Genomic DNA, 18,141 nt, shown 5'->3' with positions numbered 1-18,141 from the left:
ATTCGCCTCTTTACTGTATCACAACCTATTTGATTTTAAAATTCACCTGTATTCACTTCTTTAGGTCTTGAAACTGGGGCTGTGAGTTCTTTCCCTTTTTCATTAAATATTTTAGACTTTCCATCCACTTTAATCGCTACTTTTTTCACTTCAGAAAGTTCTGTAAGAGAAAGTACAATGGAATTTAACACTTCATCTGCAATCATACTTTCTTCTTTATTATCTAACAAAGCTCCATTAAAATTAAGCGTAACAACACCATCTTTGACGACAGGTGTACTTAACAATTTCACATCTGTTCTAAAGTCTGTTAAAAGGCTGCTTTCTGCAGAAGGCCCATCAATTAGGTGCTTAATCGTTGCGGTTACCTTATCTGTTCCTTCTTTTGCAACTCGGCGTGTTACAGGTACATAATACGTTTGATCCTGTGTCTGTGCCAAGAAATAGAGTGTTACAAGTTCACTGTTTGTGATATCTGCGACACTGCCATTTTCAAGATTTATACCGTCCACTCGGCTCACACCATCACCTACTGGTGTATTGTTAACAGGCATTGAATTTTGGTTCTTTCCTGCGATCTGAATTTTAACCTTCTTTATGTTATCAAACTGAGTAAGTGTAAAAGTAATAGCTTGCAAGATCTTCATTTCATCTGCTGCGTTATACTCCGTAAATTCTTTTGAAAAATTCGCTGTAGCTGTTCCCTTTTTAATATTTACCGACAACACTTCTGTATCTGCCGGCAGAACAGCTTGAAAACCGTTAGGAAGCATATTGCTTACAGGACCATCCTTAACCAGGTACTGCAGTACTTGTTTCGCTGTTTCATCGTTCTTTGGAAGAGCAAGGACTTGCGGTACAACCATGCCATTACTGTCGAATAAAAACAGCTGACGTTTATTCGTTTGTTCTGCACTCGCTGCTTTATCCTTCTTATCAAGCGACTGACCCTCTTTCACATAATTCACTTTAGGGGGATCAAGCTCATTTCCTGCTTTCTCTCCCCATAGTCCGCAACCTGATACCAGCAATGAAGCTGATAATATAATAAGCGGTGCTCCTGACTTCATCATTTTGCGCATACTTTCCCTCCTCAAGTGGTTTGTACTATTATGTATACGAGCTATCTTCTTCCGATAGACCACTTGTACAAAAAATAAAAAGAGCAGAACCCTAAATGGATTCTACTCTTTTTACTACAATATTATCTTCAAGAGATTACCAAAATCTAGTGCTATGGAAACTACAACTGAATACATTCTACTTTTTCAATCTTACGGTCTAACCAGTGGTTAGCAATTTGCAGAAAATGATTGCTCTCTGCTGTAGCTAAAAACCGATGAACGGGTTTAGCATCTGCTGTATTTAAAAGTCTGCTATGATCAAGGATGACAGAAACCTCACGTGCAGTTTCTGCACCAGAACAGATCAACGTGATGTGTTCTCCCATCACTTGCTGAATAATCGGTCTTAATAGCGGATAATGAGTACATCCCAGAATTAACGTATCGATTGATACATCCTTTAGCGGATATAAGGTTTCAGAAACCGCACTTAATGTCTCTTCACCTGATAACTTTCCTTGTTCAACAAGCGGAACGAACAACGGACATGCTAAACTTTCTACGATTACATCGTTACGAATCTGCGTTAGTGCCTGTTTATAAGCACCGCTGTTGATCGTTCCGACTGTGCCTATGACACCAACGTGATTATTTTTCGTCGCTTTTAAAGCAGAACGGGCACCCGGATGGATAACCCCTAAGACCGGAATGTCTAACTTTCTCTTCGCTTCTTCTAATACTGCTGCAGTAGCCGTATTACAAGCAATGACAAGCATCTTAATTTTCTGTTCTAAAAGATAGTCGATCATCTCCCATGTATAAGTCCTAACCTCTTCAAATGGCCTTGGACCATACGGACACCTTTTCGTGTCACCTAAGTAAATAATTTCTTCTTTCGGTAGCTGCTTCATGATCTCTCTTGCTACCGTTAAGCCTCCCACTCCTGAATCAATGACTCCAATGGGTCTATTCAAAAAACATCGCCTCATCTCTCTATACATACTGGCGTTAAATCACTGTTTTCTATTCTGCTAATATTTTTATGAAATTGCAATACCATTCGTTAATGTAATGTTTTAAAGTTTGTGAACTGCATAAGGCTCACCGCACGCCCCATGGAAAGCGAGCAACCTGGAGCGGAAATCAACCACTCCCGTGTTTAACATCTATAGAAAAAGACTATGGATATTTCCCCATAGTCTTTTTTCTACTTTAGAAATTTTCTTCTGCAAACTTCACAACGTCTTCCATTGTTTCCATTTGAAGAATTTCATCCATGTGTGCACTGATCTTTTCTTTAGAAAGACTTAAAATCTGACTACGAGCAGGAAGTACAGATGTAGCACTCATTGAAAATTCATCGAGGCCTAGGCCAAGAAGAATTGGAATTGCGATTGGATCGCCTGCCATCTCTCCACACATACCAGCCCATTTGCCTTCTTTATGAGCTGCATCGATAACCATTTTTACTAATCTTAAAATCGCTGGATTGTACGGCTGATACAAGTAAGAAACTTGTTCGTTCATACGATCAGCAGCCATCGTATATTGAATCAGATCGTTGGTACCGATACTGAAGAAGTCAACTTCTTTAGCAAATGTATCTGCCATTACAGCTGTTGATGGAATTTCCACCATGATACCAACTTCAATGGATTCAGATACTTCTATACCCTCTGAAACGAGCTTTTCTTTTTCTTCTAATAAAATCCCTTTAGCAGCACGGAATTCTCCAAGTGTAGCAATCATCGGGAACATGATCTTCAAATTCCCATATTGGCTAGCACGAAGAAGCGCTCTAAGTTGCGTACGGAATATTTCTTGCTCTTCTAAGCAGAGGCGTATCGCACGGAATCCTAAGAAAGGATTTAACTCTTTCGGAAGATTTAAATAAGGAAGCTCTTTATCTCCACCGATATCAAGTGTACGGATAACCACCGGTTTGCCTTCCATCTTTTGAAGCACTTCACTATATGCCTTGAACTGCTCTTCTTCAGTAGGAAGTTGGTCTCGGCCCATGTAAAGGAATTCTGTACGGTATAAGCCAACGCCTTCTGCACCGTTTTCTAATACACCTTTAACGTCAGCTGGTGTTCCAATATTAGCCGCAAGCTCAACTTGAACAGAATCGCTTGAGAATGTTTTTTCATTCACTAGCTTTGCCCATTCCGCTTTTTGCTTTTGATATTGTTTTTGTTTCTCTTCATACGTTGCGATTTCATCTTCAGTCGGATTCACGATTACGTGTCCATCTAAACCGTCGATGATTACCATTACGCCGTTCTCAACGTTTTCCGTAATGGTTTTCGTTCCTACTACTGCAGGAATTTCCATTGAACGAGACATGATTGCTGAGTGAGAAGTTCTCCCGCCAATGTCAGTTGCAAATCCTTTAACAAAATTACGGTTTAATTGAGCCGTGTCAGAAGGAGTTAAATCTTCAGCTAGGATGACAACCTCTTCAGTGATGCTTGCAGGTGTTGTAAACGTCACATTTAACAGATGTGCCAACACTCGTTTCGAAACGTCACGAATATCTGCAGCACGCTCTTTCATGTATTCGTTATCCATCGACTCAAACATATTGATGAACATGGATGAAACATCGTCCATTGCCGCTTCTGCGTTTACTTTTTCATTCTCGATCTTTTGTTTTACAGCATCAACTAGTTCTGGATCGCTCAAAACAAGAAGATGGGCAGCAAAAATCGCTGCCTTATCTTCGCCTAACTCTTTGTTCGCTTTTTCTTTAATAACAGAAAGTTCCTCTTTCGAAACCTTTAGCGCTGCTTCAAAACGCTCGATCTCACTCGCTGAATCGGAAATCGATTTTCTTTCGATCTTTAATTCAGGGTTTTGAAGAACAAACGCTTTTGCGATTGCGATGCCGGCTGATGCTGCAATACCTGAAATTTTTTCAGACATTACTCACCAAGCCCTTCCTTTTTCATTACATTTTCTAATGCTGCGATTGCTTCATCTGCATCTGAACCTTCTGCTTTGATCACGATTGAAGATCCTTGTTGAATTCCAAGACTCATTACGCCCATGATTGATTTTAAGTTAACGCTTTTTCCGTTGTAGTCAAGTGTAATATCTGAGCTGAACTGACCTGCTTGGTTAACTAAAGTTGTTGCTGGACGTGCGTGAATTCCTGATTCGCTAGTTACTTTAAATGTTTTTTCTGCCATGATAATTACCCCTTTATTTTTTGAATGTAATAATATTTTCTTCCTCTATAGCCACAGTTCCTGTTTTTTCGACGGAAACTGTTTCATCCGATAAATTTGTGAAAACAATCGGTGTGATTACGGATGGTGCATTTTCCTTAACAAAGTTCAGGTCAACCTTTAAAATCTTTTGGCCGATCTTAACTCTGTCTCCTTCAGAAACAAAGCTCTCAAAACCTTCACCTTTAAGTTTCACTGTATCGATACCAAAGTGAATGAGAATTTCTTTACCTGAATCTGACTCAATACCTATGGCATGTTTTGTCGGGAAGATATTCATTATCTTACCATTAACAGGTGAAACCACCAAACCTTCTGCTGGTTCGATCGCAAATCCATCACCCATCATTTTTCCTGAGAAAACTTGGTCAGGAACTTCTGTGATTGGAAGTATTTTCCCTTTAATCGGGGAAACAAAACGATCATCATCTGTAGAAATCGATGAAGTTGGTGTAGCACCTTCATTGTTTGTTTCTAAAACTTTTCCTTGTTCAGGTGTTTTCTCTGCGTTCTTAGGTTTTGCTACAGTCTTACCATTGATAATATCTTGTATTTCACTCTTGATTGTATCTGATCGTGTACCGAATATTGCTTGAATGTTATTACCCATTTCAAGAACGCCGGATGCTCCGAGTTTTTTCAATCGATCCTTGTCTACTTCTTTCGGATCATTTACAGAAACTCTTAATCGAGTGATACAAGCGTCAAGGTTAGAGATATTGGACTCTCCGCCTAATCCCTCTAAAATATTCGCTGCTAATGAATCTTTATTGGACGGTCCAACATTTGTTTCAACTTCATCATCCACGATTTCTCGACCTGGTGTCTTAAGATTCCATTTTCGAATCGCAAAACGGAAACCAAAGTAATAGATCACTGCAAATACTAGACCTACAGGAATGACAAGCCACCAATCAGTACGGTTAGGAAGCACTCCGAACAATAAGTAGTCAATTACACCACCAGAGAAAGTCATACCTATTTTAACATTTAACAGATGCATAACCATAAAAGAAAGCCCTGCGAAAATAGCATGAATTCCAAATAATACTGGAGCAACGAATAAGAATGTGAACTCAAGTGGTTCCGTGATTCCCGTTAAGAAAGAAGTTAACGCTGCAGAACCCATGATACCCGCAACGATCTTCTTTTGTTCAGGTCTCGCTTCATGATACATCGCTAATGCCGCAGCTGGAAGTCCAAACATCATGAACGGGAATTTACCAGTCATAAATGTACCCGCTGTTAGTTCAACGTTATCTTTTAATTGTGCAAAGAAGATCGCTTGGTCACCACGAACAAGTCCTTCTGCTGCAGATTTATAAGAGCCGAACTCAAACCAGAACGGCGAGTAGAATATGTGATGAAGTCCAAAAGGAATCAATGAACGTTCAATCACTCCGAAGATAAACGCTGCGACCGTCAAGTTCGAATTAATCATGCTTTCAGAGAACGTATTAAGTCCATGCTGAACAGGTGGCCAGATGAACGTCATTACAATACCTAGTACTAAGGCAGATACTGCTGTAATAATCGGTACAAAACGTTTTCCGGCAAAGAACCCTAAGTATTGAGGAAGTTCAATGTTATAGAACCTCTTATATAGATAGGAGGCTAAAATACCGACGATGATACCGCCAAACACTCCCGTTTGAAGTGTTGGAATTCCGAGTACGTTCGCAAAAGAAGGATCTTTTCCGATCATATCAGGAGTTACACCTTCAATAACGCTCATGGTTACGTTCATAATCAAGTAACCAATTATAGCAGCTAATCCTGCTACACCTTCACCGCCTGCTAATCCTACAGCAACACCTACAGCAAACAGTAACGATAAGTTAGCAAAAACAATGTCTCCCGATTTCTCCATTACGTCTGCAACAAGTTGGAACCAGGCTGCATCTAATGCAGGTATTCTCTCGATCAACGCTGGGTTTTTGAACGCATTACCAAAGGCAAGCAACAGACCTGCTGCTGGCAAAATAGCAACCGGCAACATAAGTGCTTTACCTACGCGTTGAAGAACACCAAATAATTTTTTCCACATAGGAAGTCCTCCTTTTAAATATGATAACCCTTCCATTTACTTTCGCATGCATCAAACAAAAAAAGACATAAATAAGAAACATGAGCAAATTCCTAATCAGAATTAATATATCCTAATTAAGCATCTACTACACTTTTGTTTCTTACTTATGCCTGATCGAATCAGTAACACGTAAAAACGAGTTGTTCTATATTCTTTTTATCATTTGTCGTCATTGTCATAACGCGAAAGCCTTTGCAAATGCATAGTTAAATATACTGCCTCTGCATGCGGCACGGGTTTTTGTAAGGTATTTTGCATAACCTTAATCAACTTCCACGCCAAATTGTAGCATAAAGGATATTCTTCTTTCAACACATTTGCTAACTTTTCTTGTTCTTCCATGATGTCGCCCATAGAAACACGTTCAATCGCATGTCTTAAATGTCGGACAAGACGTAAATAATTAATGCTTTTCGTATCTAATGAAAGTTCAAAAGAATCTTGTATCATCTGCATTAAAGTGTTGATAAGCTCTGAGTGCTTCTTAATATCGGTTACACTTTTATTCGTTATAGCGCTATGAATATGTAGTGCAACAAAACCAATCTCACCCTCAGGGAGATGAATACCCAGCGATTTATTAATAATTTCGATCGCCTCTTCAGCGACCGTATATTCTTTTGGATATAACGTTTGCGTTTCAGTTAGAAATGGATTTTTGATATCCATACTCTGTTCAAGTCGTTTAATCGCAAATGTAATATGGTCGGTTAACGCAACATGGATATGCTCGTTTAACTCATTCTTAAAACGAGTTCGTATATGAACAATGACATCATTGATCAATTCTACAATCTTTTCATCTATTGAATTTAGTAGCGTTTTGTATTGTTCTTGTTCGTTTTCGTCTCTCAACACAAATAACTTGTCTACTTGCTTAGGAAAAATTTCTTCACCTTGTTTCTTTCCAAACCCTATTCCTTTTCCTATAACAATTCTTTCCTCACCGGAAGAATTAATTGCGACCACTACATTATTATTCAAAACTTTTTTTACTTGCAGGCTTTTGTTCATGAAATTTTTCACCTTTTTCATTTAGGTCCATAAACCACTAACATCATAGCATACATCATAGCGGAAAACGGTGAGAAAAATCAATTACACTTTTTGCCTGCTGCATACCCAAACTGAAAACGGCTTTCACAATGAAAGCCGCTTTCTGACTAAATCTCGAGTTCTCCAAGCCTCAATAACTCTACAACGGCTTGAGAGCGTCCTTTAACCCCAAGCTTTTGCATGGTATTTGAAATATGGTTACGAACTGTTTTCTCACTAATAAATAATTGTTCCGCAATTTCTTTTGTGGTCTTATCTTGAACTAGTAGTTCGAAAACTTCTCTCTCTCTTTTTGTAAGTAGAGGCTTCGGTCGGTAGTGTTTATCTTTCAATGAATTCACCCCTCCTTGCTAGGGTTTAGGAACCGCCAACGAATATTGGAAGTATTTAGTCAACATATAGTATGTAAGGAGTCAGATGAGAGTGACTTGGTTCATTTAAAAAGTATGAAGAATATTACAGATACACATTAAAAAAAAGCCCATTTTTATACATGGGCTTCTTTAGAAAAACGTTTTAATTGTTTCTTTAGCTCATCACTCCACTTAACGGGTCGTCCATTCTTCCTAGAAATCTGTACGATCGCACCTCTTCCTGTAAATACAGGATTATGCTTCTCGTTGATTCCTAAGTAATGGATGTCAATGGAAGAGGAACCTACTTCATTTATCTTCACATATACTCTTAATCTTTCATCGTACATAATCTGTGCTAAATAATCACATTGAAGGTCTGCCACGACCGGGATCTCTACTGAATCAGGAGCTCCCCAGTCATTCATCAAACCCAATTCCTTAAACATGGCGATGCGTGATTCTTCCATATAAGTAAAGATATTCGTATTATTCACGTGGCCAAATCCGTCGATCTCACCAAAACGTACTTGTAACTCATGAAAAAAAGAAAATTCATTTCTCCACTCATCCATATTTGATATGTAATCTTGTCTAGCCAAATTCTTTACCGCCTTTCCTTACAGATTTTTATGAATCGCTATTCAGTTATTTGGTTTTAAAAAAAGCTTCTCCCTGATGAGAGAAGCTCTGTATGATACTTTAACGGTCACTACCAAAGAAGTTCTTGAATGCTTGGAAGCTTGTATCACGGTTAAGTGCAGCGATTGATGTTGTTAAAGGAATTCCTTTCGGGCAAGACTGTACACAGTTTTGCGAGTTCCCACACTCTGCAAGCCCTCCGTCATCCATGATCGCGTTTAAACGTTCTTCTTTATTCATTTCACCAGTTGGGTGAGCGTTAAATAGACGAACTTGTGATAAAGGTGCAGGTCCAATAAAGTCTGAGTTTGTATTCACGTTCGGACATGCCTCTAAACATACACCACAAGTCATACATTTTGAAAGTTCATATGCCCATTGACGCTTTGTCTCAGGCATACGAGGACCTGGTCCAAGATCGTACGTACCATCGATTGGAATCCATGCTTTAACTCGTTTAAGTGCATCAAACATTCTACTTCTATCGATCGCCAAATCACGGACAACCGGGAATGTTTTCATTGGTTCAAGACGAATCGGCTGTTCCAATTGATCAACAAGAGCCGTACAAGATTGTCTCGGCTTTCCGTTGATCACCATCGAACATGCTCCACAAACTTCTTCTAAACAACCCATCTCCCAAGTAACGGGAGTCGTAGCTTCCCCTTTTGCGTTAACAGGGTTTCTACGAATTTCCATAAGAGCAGATATTACGTTCATATTTGGACGATGCGGAATCTCAAACTCTTCTAAATATGGGGCAGTTTCTGGGTTGTCCTGTCTTGAGATGATGAATTTCACCATTTTTGTGCTCATGCTTACACCCCTGCCTTCTTCTTAGAATAGTCACGTTTACGTGGCTGGATAAGCGAAACATCTACTTCTTCATACTCAAATTCTGGTCCGTTCGTTGTTGGATTAAATTTCGCTTTTGTTGTTTTTAACCATTGTTCATCATTACGTTCAGGGAAGTCTGGTTTGTAATGTGCTCCACGGCTCTCATCACGGTTAAGTGCACCTAGCGTAATTACACGAGCCAGTTGCAACATGTGCCATAGCTGACGCGTAAATGATGCACCTTGATTGCTCCATTTGGATGTATCATTAATATTGATGTTCTTGTAACGTTGCATCAATTCTTGGATCTTTTCATCCGTTTGTTTCAATTTATCGTTGTATCGTACAACCGTTACGTTGTCTGTCATCCATTCTCCAAGCTCTTTATGGATCACATAAGCATTTTCAGTTCCATCCATTGATAGAATGTTGTTGTATACTTCTTGATCTTTTTTCACTTGGTTATCAAATACAGTAGAAGATACATCTTCAACTGTTTTTTCTAATCCTCTAATATATCGAACAGCTGACGGGCCAGCTTCCATACCACCGAAGATAGCTGAAAGTAGCGAGTTCGCTCCTAATCTATTAGCTCCATGATATTGATACTCACACTCACCAGCTGCAAAGAGACCAGGAATGTTCGTCATCTGATCATAATCAACCCACATTCCACCCATAGAATAGTGAACCGCAGGGAAGATCTTCATTGGAACTTTGCGAGGGTCATCTCCCATGAACTTCTCATAGATCTCGATGATTCCACCAAGCTTGATATCTAGTTCTTTAGGATCTTTGTGTGATAGATCAAGGTATACCATGTTCTCACCATTGATTCCTAGCTTCAAATCCACACACACATGGAAAATTTCACGTGTAGCGATATCACGAGGAACAAGGTTTCCGTATGCTGGATACTTCTCTTCAAGGAAGTACCAAGGTTTTCCGTCTTTATACGTCCAAACACGTCCACCTTCACCACGTGCTGATTCACTCATCAATCGAAGCTTATCATCTCCAGGGATAGCAGTCGGGTGAATTTGAATGAACTCACCGTTCGCATAATATACCCCTTGCTGATAAAGAGCTGAAGCCGCTCCACCTGTGTTGATAACAGAGTTCGTAGATTTACCGAAAATGATTCCAGGTCCACCTGTCGCCATAATAACGGCATCAGCAGGGAAACTTACGATCTCCATCGTTTTCAAGTTTTGAGCAGTAATCCCTCGGCATTGACCTTCGTCATCGATTACAGCTGATAAGAACTCCCAACCTTCATATTTCGTTACAAGACCTGCTACCTCGTGGCGACGAACTTGCTCATCAAGTGCGTACAATAACTGCTGACCTGTTGTGGCACCAGCAAATGCAGTACGATGATGCTGAGTTCCTCCAAAACGACGGAAGTCAAGTAATCCTTCGGGTGTTCTGTTAAACATTACACCCATACGGTCCATTAGATGAATGATTCCTGGAGCCGCGTCACACATTGCTTTTACAGGAGGTTGGTTCGCCAAGAAGTCCCCACCATATACAGAGTCATCAAAGTGCTCCCACGGGGAATCTCCTTCACCTTTCGTATTTACAGCACCGTTTATACCACCTTGAGCACAAACAGAATGCGAACGTTTTACTGGAACAACTGAAAAGAGGTCAACGTTAACACCAGCTTCAGCTGCTTTTATTGTAGCCATCAAACCGGCGAGACCTCCGCCAACAACAATTATTTTCTGATTACTCAATTTGTCTCACCCCTTTTAAATGAATGCAAAGATTGTTCTTACGCTAACAATTGCAAGTGCAACAAATACACCCATTGTTACGTATGTTGATATTTTCTGTGAACGAGGCGAAACTGTAAGGCCCCAGCTGACAAAGAACGACCATAATCCGTTTGCAAAATGGAATACTGCTGATAAAACACCTACAAGATAGAAGGCAACCATGAACGGAGAACTTAAGATGTCTGCCATCATATCAAAGTTCACTTCTTGTCCAAAAGCAGCCTGTACACGTGTTTCCCACACATGCCAAGCGATAAAAATTAATGTGATCACGCCTGTTACACGCTGAACGAGGAACATCATGTTGCGGAAGTAGCCATAGCGGGTAACATTGTTTTTTGCTTGAAACGTAATGTAAAGTCCATATACGGCATGAAACAAAATTGGTAAGTAGATCACAAACGTTTCTAGGAAAATACGAAAAGGTAAACTTTCCATAAAATGAGCCGCTTTGTTAAATGCTTCAGCATCCCTCGTTGCAAAATGGTTCACAACTAAATGCTGCACGAGAAAGATCCCGATCGGAATTACTCCTAATAATGAATGAATTCTTCTGTTAATAAAATCTCTACTGCCAGCCATTCTCTTGCCCCCTTCAAATTTAGCCTCTCTCTGGCTGCTAATCTTTGTTCCTCTCCACATGTAAGCGTTTTAAGTTTCCTCTTTTAGAGGATGAGTGTTAAACAATTAGCTTAATTAACTAGCAACATGTTCATTTTACTCCCATCGTTTGACACCGTCAAGAAAACGCTAACAACTAAATGCGTAAATTTTCTTGATACACCAACGCTTTTGGACGTTCAAGATTTTCGACAAATACTGATAGTTGCTATAGAGTTTAAACCGCTTTCCCGTTATAATAAAATTAGAAAGAAGGGATGCAGAATGTTTAAACAAAAGACAAAGGATGAAAACACCCCTGTAGAACAGCTTTCTGTTTCAGCTTTTGGGTATGAGATCCTTCGCAGCGACTTATTGCCTGAACTTCTTGGCAAACAAGAACGAAATATTCTCTATTGGGCAGGAAGACACTTAGCTAGAAAATATCCTTTACATACGATGGAAGAAGTTCACGCTTTTTTTGTTGAAGCTGGCTGGGGTACTCTTGAAATGATCGAAGCTTCAAAAACAGAGATGAATTTCTCTTTAAACTCTCAATTGATCATGCAACGCATGGAAAACTTCAATCATCAAACATTCAGCCTAGAAGCAGGCTTCCTCGCTGAACAAGTTCAGCTGCAAAAAAAATGTACGACAGAAGCTTTAGAATCTACAAAACGAAACAAGGTTTTTATCACTGTTCAATGGGACAAAAAAGATACGATTGAATAACAAAAGCCGGCGGATTGCCGGCTTTTTCAATGTTTACGTGTTCTGAACGGGAACACGAGCATCTAACTCAAACACATCATGCAGCGTTTCAATCGACTTGATCATATCCTCTTGTTTTACAACAGTTGATACCTTAATCTCAGAAGTACTCACCATCTTGATCATAATCTCTTCGTCTGACAGAGCTTTAAACATTTTAGCGGCTACTCCAGGATTCGAGATCATGCCTGAACCAACGATGGACACCTTTGCTAGACCTTGTTCATAACTGATTGATTCAAATCCTAATTTTCCTTGATGCGCGGCAAGCACTTCTTGTGTAGCAGACAATGAATTTGATTCGATCGAGAAAGAAATATTCGTTTTTTCTTCATTTAATACATTTTGAATGATGATGTCTACGTTTATACCGTTCGAAGCCAAAATCGTAAACAGTTCGGCTAAAGCATGCATTTCATTAGGTACTGAAGAAACCGTAATTTTTGTTATATTTCCTTCGAATGCTAGACCTCTAACCATTAAATTTTGTTCCATCGATACTTCCTCCTCTACTAATGTTCCACGTTCTTCGCTCATACTAGATCTTACTTCTAAAGTAATATTATAATTTTTAGCAAACTCAACCGCTCTTGGATGTAGAACCCCTGCACCAAGGTTAGCCATCTCTAACATCTCATCATAAGAGATCGAAGGTAGTTTTCTAGCTGAGTTCACTACCCGCGGATCTGTCGTATAAACGCCTGTTACATCGGTATAGATGTCACATCGTTCTGCTTTTAAAGCTGCAGCTAGAGCAACCGCTGTAGTATCTGATCCACCTCTACCAAGAGTGGCAATATCCTTTGTTTCAGGAATTAGTCCTTGAAAACCAGCAACTACCACGATATGACCTTCTTCTAAAAGCGAAGAGATGCGCTTTGAATCGATGTCTAATATTCTAGCATTTGAAAAGGCATCTTCCGTTTGAATGCCCGCTTGCCATCCTGTTAATGATTGAGCTTTGTAACCCTCTTGATGCAGCGCCATCGTCAATAGGGCGATCGTAATTTGCTCTCCTGTCGTAAGCAGCATATCCATCTCTCGTTTAGAAGGGTTCCCACTGATCTCTGTTGCGAGTTTGACAAGTTCATCCGTAGTTTTACCCATCGCTGAAACAACAACTACTACTTCATTTCCTGCATCCACTTCATGGATAATTCGTTTTGCAACATTTTGTATACGCTCAACAGAGCCAACACTAGTTCCACCGAATTTTTGAACGATTCTCCCCATCTACTCCAAATCCTTTCTAGTTGTAAGATTCTATCTCTTTTAATTAGAAGACTTTGTTGACGCGAAAGTGACCACGTCACTTAGTTTGCACGTATACTTTTCGGACGAAAACTGAAAAGTAAATACAAAAAAGCAACAATAAGGAAAAACCCTATTGTTGCTATAATCCGTAGCAAGCCAAGTTTGTTCCCCCCTCGTGAGATAGTCCTCCACACAAATCCTGGGGGGACTTGTGTGACAGCTCTGTATTTATTCAATACAGGTCCAGCATAAAAGGCTAGAAGTCCTTTTACACTTCGGCAAGAATCCCCTTTCCACCATCATCACCAGAGCTTCTTCTCTTCAGATGGGTTACTATTGGTTCCTGCTCCTCTACCATCACTTCATACGAAGCATGGCATATTTATAAAGTTGCATTCATTTTAACAAAGTTACTCAATGGCTGCAACTACTCATTTGATAAAAATGCTTTTTCGATCAGCTCTGCTACTGGTTTAGGTACACCTGCTGCTTGAATCTCATCAACGGAAGCTTCTTTTAACTTCTTTAATGATCCAAAATGGCGAAGAAGCATCTTCTTCCGTTTGTCACCGATGCCAGCAATGCTGTCTAATGTTGACTCAAACATACTTTTGGAGCGAACTTTTCGGTGGAAAGAGATCGCAAACCTATGAACTTCATCTTGAATTCGTTGCAACAGATAGAATTCCTGACTGTTTCGAGCCAAGTGTATCATCTCTGGAGGATCACCGATCCATAGCTGTGACGTTCTATGTTTTTCATCTTTCGATAGACCTGCCACAGGAATAAATAAGTTAAGCTCGTTTTCTAACACATCTTGAGCCGCTGATATCTGGCCTTTTCCCCCATCGATCAAAATAAGATTAGGAAGCTCTCCTTCTTCTCTTAACACTCTCGTATACCTGCGGCGAACAACTTCTTTCATGGAAGCATAATCATCTGGTCCTTCTACCGATTTAATTTTGTATTTTCGATAATCCTTTTTATACGGTTTACCATCAACAAAAACAACCATCGCAGAAACAGGATCTGTTCCATGTATATTCGAGTTATCGAACGCTTCGATACGATAAGGAGCAGCAATTCCGATTCTTTCGCCAAGGTTCTCAACGGCTTTAATCGTTCTCGCTTCATCTTGCTCGATTAGGGCAAATTTTTCGTGAAGAGCTAATGACGCGTTCTTAGTGGCTAATTCTACCAGCTCCTTCTTTTGTCCTTTTTTCGGTTGCAATACTTTCACTTGAAGAAGTTCCGATATAAGATTAGCATCCACTTCTTGAGGAAGCAGAATCTCTTTAGGAAGAAGGTGATTCTTTTGCAGATAGAACTGACCAATAAAAGTGAGGAGATCTTCATTCGCCTCTCCATAAAACGGAAAGACAGAAATATCTCGGGCGATCACTTTACCTTGTCGGATAAAGAAGACTTGTACACACATCCAACCTTTATCAAAATGGTAGCCAAACACGTCTCGATCGACTAGATCTGCTGTCATCATCTTTTGCTTTTCCATAACAGCTTCAATGTGCTGGATCTGATCTCGAAGCTCTTTTGCGCGTTCAAAGTTCAATGCTTCAGAAGCTTCAAGCATCTTTTCCGATAACTCATTTTTAACGTCCTGATAACCGCCGTTAAGAAATTTCACGATGCCGTCAACCATTTTCTTGTTTTCTTGTTCGGTTACATCATATACGCAAGGACCTAAACATTGACCGATATGATAATACAGACATACACGTTTAGGCATCGTGTCACACTTTCGAAGTGGAAAAATGCGATCTAACAGTTTTTTCGTTTCTTGGGCAGCATAAGCGTTCACGAACGGACCAAAATATTTTCCGCCGTCTTTTTTGATCTTCCGTATATATAGAAGTCGCGGCTGTTTTTCAGCGGTGATCTTTAAGTATGGATAGCTCTTGTCATCTTTAAGCATCACGTTATAACGAGGGTCATGCTTTTTTATTAAATTCATCTCTAAGACTAATGCTTCCATCTCGGTAGAAGTTACAATATATTCAAAATCTCTGATCTCACTTACGAGTCTCTGTGTTTTGCCATCATGTGTCCCAGAAAAATAAGACTTAACACGATTCTTTAACACTTTCGCCTTCCCTACATAGATGACTTTCCCGAACTCATTCTTCATGAGATAGCAACCTGGTTGGTCTGGAAGTAACATTAACTTTTGTTTTACAGAAATAGAGGTCAATTTCATCCCCCCTCCGCTCTCAGCAGTCTTTACTACTATCATACCATGTATCAACGTGTTCATAATACTATCGTGAATTCTATACCACATATTCTCATTTATCGACAATATTTCCTAGAAAATATTGAGGCGTTTGTAAAAAAGCGCAAAAAAAAAAGCCCTATCAACCGGGCTTTTCGTGCTAAGCTTATTTATGTTTGTTTAAAAGTTCCACTAAAGCTTCTTTTGGTTGGAAACCTACTACTTGATCGACCACTTGACCGTCTTTGAATACAAGTAGAGTAGGAATACTCATAACACCGTATTTACCAGCTGTTTCTTGGTTTTCATCAACATCAAGCTTAACTACTTTTACTTCTTCCATTTCTTGATCTACTTCTTCAAGAACAGGAGCGATCATTTTACAAGGTCCGCACCATGGTGCCCAAAAGTCAGCAAGTACTAAACCTTCGTTCGTTTCTGTATTAAATGTTTGATCTGATGCATTAACAATAGCCATTTATTTGGCCCTCCTTTTAAATATCAAAGTGTAAACAAAGTATATCCCACAAATGTTACAGTTGCTAATAGTTTGCTCACGTTTATGGTACCCAAGTTTTCAATTCGACAAACGTTATACCTTAGCACTCGTTTCAAGATGTTTCTGACAGTTAAATAATGCACAAGTCCAATCGTTTTCTGCTTTTAGATTAAAGACCGAAAAAGACGTATTATTTAGACCGTACCAGCGATCCGTATCGTCTTGTAAAAGTTCTTTAAAGATCCTTACGAGTAAAGCCCCATGGCTAATGATCAATACCTTTTCATCCTTATGCTTTTGGATAATGTCTTGTAATGCTGCTTTCCATCGAAGATCTGCTTCCTCATTTGTTTCCCTGCCTAAGTCAAGCTCCATCCAATTTTCTCCCCAGCGTTCGACTCGTTCGATCTCAGTAGTACCTTCTGTCTCACCGAAAGAGATTTCGCGGAGTCTTTCGTCAGCGATCACGTCTAACCCTGTTACCCCGCTGATAGCTTCTGCTGTTTTATACGCTCTAAGAAGTGGACTAGCATATATAGCATCCCATTTCTCATCTGTAAATCTTTCTGCTAAACGTTCTGCTTGGTACTTTCCATTGTCATTAAGCGGGATATCCTTACAGCCTTGAGCTCTTCTTTCAGTATTCCAATCAGTTTCACCGTGACGAATAAATGCTATTGTAGTCATCAAAACACCTTCCTCGCTCCATAATTGAAAAAAACGCCCAGAAAAGCGGACGTTTTCATTCATTACATTCTATTATACTAACACTTTTTTAAACTCTTCTGTTAATAATGGTACGACTTCGAACAGGTCACCAACAATTCCGTAATCTGCTACTGAGAAGATGCTAGCTTCTGGATCTTTGTTGATCGCGACGATAACTTTAGAGTTGGACATCCCAGCTAGATGCTGAATGGCTCCAGAGATCCCGCAAGCGATATACAGATCAGGTGTTACAACTTTACCTGTTTGACCGATCTGTAATGAATAATCACAATAATCGGCATCACAAGCACCACGAGAAGCTCCTACAGCTGCACCCAGTACATCTGCAAGTTCTTGAAGAGGTTTGAAGCCATCTTCAGATTTCACGCCTCGACCGCCGGCAACGATGATCTTTGCTTCTGCTAGATCTACGCCCGTAGATGCTTTACGTACCACTTCTTTAACAATCGTTCTTAAGTCTTTAATATCAACAGAAACAGATGTTACATCACCAGAACGAGATTCATCCTTCTCTAATGGTGCGATGTTATTCGGACGAATCGTAACGAATACTAGACCATCTGAGATTAGTTTCTTTTCAAAAGCTTTTCCTGAATATACAGGACGAGTAAACACCGTGTTCTCACCAGCTTGTTCAAGTCCTGTAACATCTGAGATCAGTCCAGATTCTAGACGAGCTGCAAGTCTTGGTGAAAGGTCTTTCCCTAATGATGTGTGTCCGAAAACGATAGCCTCAGGGCTTTCATCATCGATGATCTGCTTTAATGTCTGAAAATATCCATCTGGTGTATAGTTTGCTAGTTTTTCATTCTCCGCTGTAAGTACACGATCAGCTCCATAGTGGATCAATTCAGTTGCTAACGACTGAACAGAGTCACCGCATAATACTGCGAACACTTCTCCGCCGCCAGAGATTTCTTTTGCTGCTGCAATTGCTTCAAATGAAACATTACGTAACGCACCGTCACGGGATTCTGCAAGTACTAATACTTTTTTTGCCATG

17 protein-coding genes and 1 riboswitch are annotated in these 18,141 nt (G+C 39.8%); of the genes, 1 reads left to right on the top strand and 16 read right to left on the bottom strand.

Features of this window, described 5'->3' with window-relative positions; genetic code table 11:
* Positions 1 to 35: 35 nt before the first annotated feature.
* The 11 genes from ACFS5O_RS09695 to ACFS5O_RS09645 all read right to left on the bottom strand — a co-directional run bounded on the left by ACFS5O_RS09695 (position 36) and on the right by ACFS5O_RS09645 (position 11,637).
* Complete coding sequence (locus tag ACFS5O_RS09695) at positions 36 to 1,082, bottom strand: GerMN domain-containing protein (protein ID WP_318300254.1); 1,047 nt, start codon at positions 1,080 to 1,082, stop codon at positions 36 to 38.
* 161 nt (positions 1,083 to 1,243) lie between these two features.
* Positions 1,244 to 2,038, bottom strand: a complete 795-nt coding sequence (racE, locus tag ACFS5O_RS09690) for a glutamate racemase (RefSeq protein WP_318300255.1) — start codon at positions 2,036 to 2,038, stop codon at positions 1,244 to 1,246.
* A 238-nt stretch (positions 2,039 to 2,276) separates the two neighbouring features.
* Entirely contained in the window at positions 2,277 to 3,989 is a 1,713-nt protein-coding gene (gene ptsP, locus ACFS5O_RS09685; protein ID WP_205727001.1) for a phosphoenolpyruvate--protein phosphotransferase, read from the bottom strand.
* A complete protein-coding gene (locus ACFS5O_RS09680) occupies positions 3,989 to 4,255 on the bottom strand; it encodes a phosphocarrier protein HPr (RefSeq protein ID WP_066396644.1) in 267 nt (88 codons plus the stop codon). Before ACFS5O_RS09680 ends, ptsP begins: the two co-directional genes overlap by 1 nt.
* A gap of 13 nt (positions 4,256 to 4,268) precedes the next feature.
* The gene (gene ptsG / locus ACFS5O_RS09675) at positions 4,269 to 6,341 is read right to left on the bottom strand and encodes a glucose-specific PTS transporter subunit IIBC (protein ID WP_205727002.1); all 2,073 of its coding nucleotides are present in this window, start codon (positions 6,339 to 6,341) and stop codon (positions 4,269 to 4,271) included.
* Between the two features lie 201 nt (positions 6,342 to 6,542).
* Positions 6,543 to 7,418, bottom strand: coding sequence for a glucose PTS transporter transcription antiterminator GlcT (gene glcT, locus ACFS5O_RS09670; protein ID WP_379839035.1), 876 nt, complete (start codon positions 7,416 to 7,418; stop codon positions 6,543 to 6,545).
* A 128-nt stretch (positions 7,419 to 7,546) separates the two neighbouring features.
* Complete coding sequence (locus ACFS5O_RS09665; RefSeq protein WP_066243534.1) at positions 7,547 to 7,771, bottom strand: helix-turn-helix domain-containing protein; 225 nt, start codon at positions 7,769 to 7,771, stop codon at positions 7,547 to 7,549.
* Between the two features lie 155 nt (positions 7,772 to 7,926).
* On the bottom strand, positions 7,927 to 8,394 hold the full coding sequence (locus ACFS5O_RS09660; RefSeq protein WP_318300256.1) for an acyl-CoA thioesterase: 468 nt from the start codon (positions 8,392 to 8,394) through the stop codon (positions 7,927 to 7,929).
* A 100-nt stretch (positions 8,395 to 8,494) separates the two neighbouring features.
* Positions 8,495 to 9,250: a succinate dehydrogenase iron-sulfur subunit gene (gene sdhB, locus ACFS5O_RS09655; RefSeq protein WP_066396653.1), complete on the bottom strand. Its 756-nt coding sequence runs from the start codon at positions 9,248 to 9,250 to the stop codon at positions 8,495 to 8,497.
* Positions 9,251 to 9,252: 2 nt separating this feature from the next.
* Positions 9,253 to 11,013 (bottom strand): succinate dehydrogenase flavoprotein subunit, encoded by a 1,761-nt coding sequence (gene sdhA / locus ACFS5O_RS09650; RefSeq protein ID WP_205727004.1) that lies wholly within the window; start codon positions 11,011 to 11,013, stop codon positions 9,253 to 9,255.
* A gap of 15 nt (positions 11,014 to 11,028) precedes the next feature.
* On the bottom strand, positions 11,029 to 11,637 hold the full coding sequence (locus ACFS5O_RS09645; RefSeq protein WP_066396658.1) for a succinate dehydrogenase cytochrome b558 subunit: 609 nt from the start codon (positions 11,635 to 11,637) through the stop codon (positions 11,029 to 11,031).
* A 303-nt stretch (positions 11,638 to 11,940) separates the two neighbouring features.
* Here ACFS5O_RS09645 and ACFS5O_RS09640 point away from each other — a divergent pair, with 303 nt between their 5' ends.
* Entirely contained in the window at positions 11,941 to 12,387 is a 447-nt protein-coding gene (locus ACFS5O_RS09640; protein ID WP_137788708.1) for a YslB family protein, read from the top strand.
* Positions 12,388 to 12,420: 33 nt separating this feature from the next.
* Here ACFS5O_RS09640 and ACFS5O_RS09635 read toward each other — a convergent pair whose 3' ends face one another.
* The 5 genes from ACFS5O_RS09635 to ACFS5O_RS09615 form a co-directional block, all read right to left on the bottom strand.
* Positions 12,421 to 13,659: an aspartate kinase gene (locus ACFS5O_RS09635; RefSeq protein WP_205727005.1), complete on the bottom strand. Its 1,239-nt coding sequence runs from the start codon at positions 13,657 to 13,659 to the stop codon at positions 12,421 to 12,423.
* Between the two features lie 194 nt (positions 13,660 to 13,853).
* Positions 13,854 to 14,042: riboswitch (Lysine riboswitch) on the bottom strand.
* Positions 14,043 to 14,107: 65 nt separating this feature from the next.
* Positions 14,108 to 15,859, bottom strand: coding sequence for an excinuclease ABC subunit UvrC (gene uvrC, locus ACFS5O_RS09630; protein ID WP_318300289.1), 1,752 nt, complete (start codon positions 15,857 to 15,859; stop codon positions 14,108 to 14,110).
* A 217-nt stretch (positions 15,860 to 16,076) separates the two neighbouring features.
* Positions 16,077 to 16,388 carry a thioredoxin gene (gene trxA / locus ACFS5O_RS09625; protein WP_066396676.1) on the bottom strand — a complete coding sequence of 104 codons (312 nt, stop codon included), beginning with the start codon at positions 16,386 to 16,388 and terminating at the stop codon, positions 16,077 to 16,079.
* A 114-nt stretch (positions 16,389 to 16,502) separates the two neighbouring features.
* Positions 16,503 to 17,096: a histidine phosphatase family protein gene (locus ACFS5O_RS09620; protein ID WP_205727007.1), complete on the bottom strand. Its 594-nt coding sequence runs from the start codon at positions 17,094 to 17,096 to the stop codon at positions 16,503 to 16,505.
* A gap of 72 nt (positions 17,097 to 17,168) precedes the next feature.
* Entirely contained in the window at positions 17,169 to 18,140 is a 972-nt protein-coding gene (locus ACFS5O_RS09615) for an electron transfer flavoprotein subunit alpha/FixB family protein (protein WP_066396682.1), read from the bottom strand.
* Position 18,141: the final 1 nt, after the last annotated feature.

Origin of the sequence: Fictibacillus nanhaiensis (assembly GCF_042686385.1) — a bacterium.
In the GTDB taxonomy this organism is placed as follows: domain Bacteria; phylum Bacillota; class Bacilli; order Bacillales; family Fictibacillaceae; genus Fictibacillus; species Fictibacillus nanhaiensis.
Note: the sequence above shows the minus strand (reverse complement) of the source record. Positions and strands in the feature narration are given on the sequence as shown.

Coding starts and splice junctions, on each gene's coding strand:
- ptsG (WP_205727002.1), bottom strand. CDS start 6,341: ATGTGGAAAAAATTATTTGGTGTTCTTCAACGCGTAGGTAAAGCACTT.
- ACFS5O_RS09695 (WP_318300254.1), bottom strand. CDS start 1,082: ATGCGCAAAATGATGAAGTCAGGAGCACCGCTTATTATATTATCAGCT.
- glcT (WP_379839035.1), bottom strand. CDS start 7,418: ATGAAAAAGGTGAAAAATTTCATGAACAAAAGCCTGCAAGTAAAAAAA.
- ACFS5O_RS09645 (WP_066396658.1), bottom strand. CDS start 11,637: ATGGCTGGCAGTAGAGATTTTATTAACAGAAGAATTCATTCATTATTA.
- ACFS5O_RS09615 (WP_066396682.1), bottom strand. CDS start 18,140: ATGGCAAAAAAAGTATTAGTACTTGCAGAATCCCGTGACGGTGCGTTA.
- sdhB (WP_066396653.1), bottom strand. CDS start 9,250: ATGAGCACAAAAATGGTGAAATTCATCATCTCAAGACAGGACAACCCA.
- trxA (WP_066396676.1), bottom strand. CDS start 16,388: ATGGCTATTGTTAATGCATCAGATCAAACATTTAATACAGAAACGAAC.
- uvrC (WP_318300289.1), bottom strand. CDS start 15,859: ATGTTACTTCCAGACCAACCAGGTTGCTATCTCATGAAGAATGAGTTC.
- ACFS5O_RS09640 (WP_137788708.1), top strand. CDS start 11,941: ATGTTTAAACAAAAGACAAAGGATGAAAACACCCCTGTAGAACAGCTT.
- ptsP (WP_205727001.1), bottom strand. CDS start 3,989: ATGTCTGAAAAAATTTCAGGTATTGCAGCATCAGCCGGCATCGCAATC.
- ACFS5O_RS09620 (WP_205727007.1), bottom strand. CDS start 17,096: ATGACTACAATAGCATTTATTCGTCACGGTGAAACTGATTGGAATACT.
- ACFS5O_RS09635 (WP_205727005.1), bottom strand. CDS start 13,659: ATGGGGAGAATCGTTCAAAAATTCGGTGGAACTAGTGTTGGCTCTGTT.
- ACFS5O_RS09680 (WP_066396644.1), bottom strand. CDS start 4,255: ATGGCAGAAAAAACATTTAAAGTAACTAGCGAATCAGGAATTCACGCA.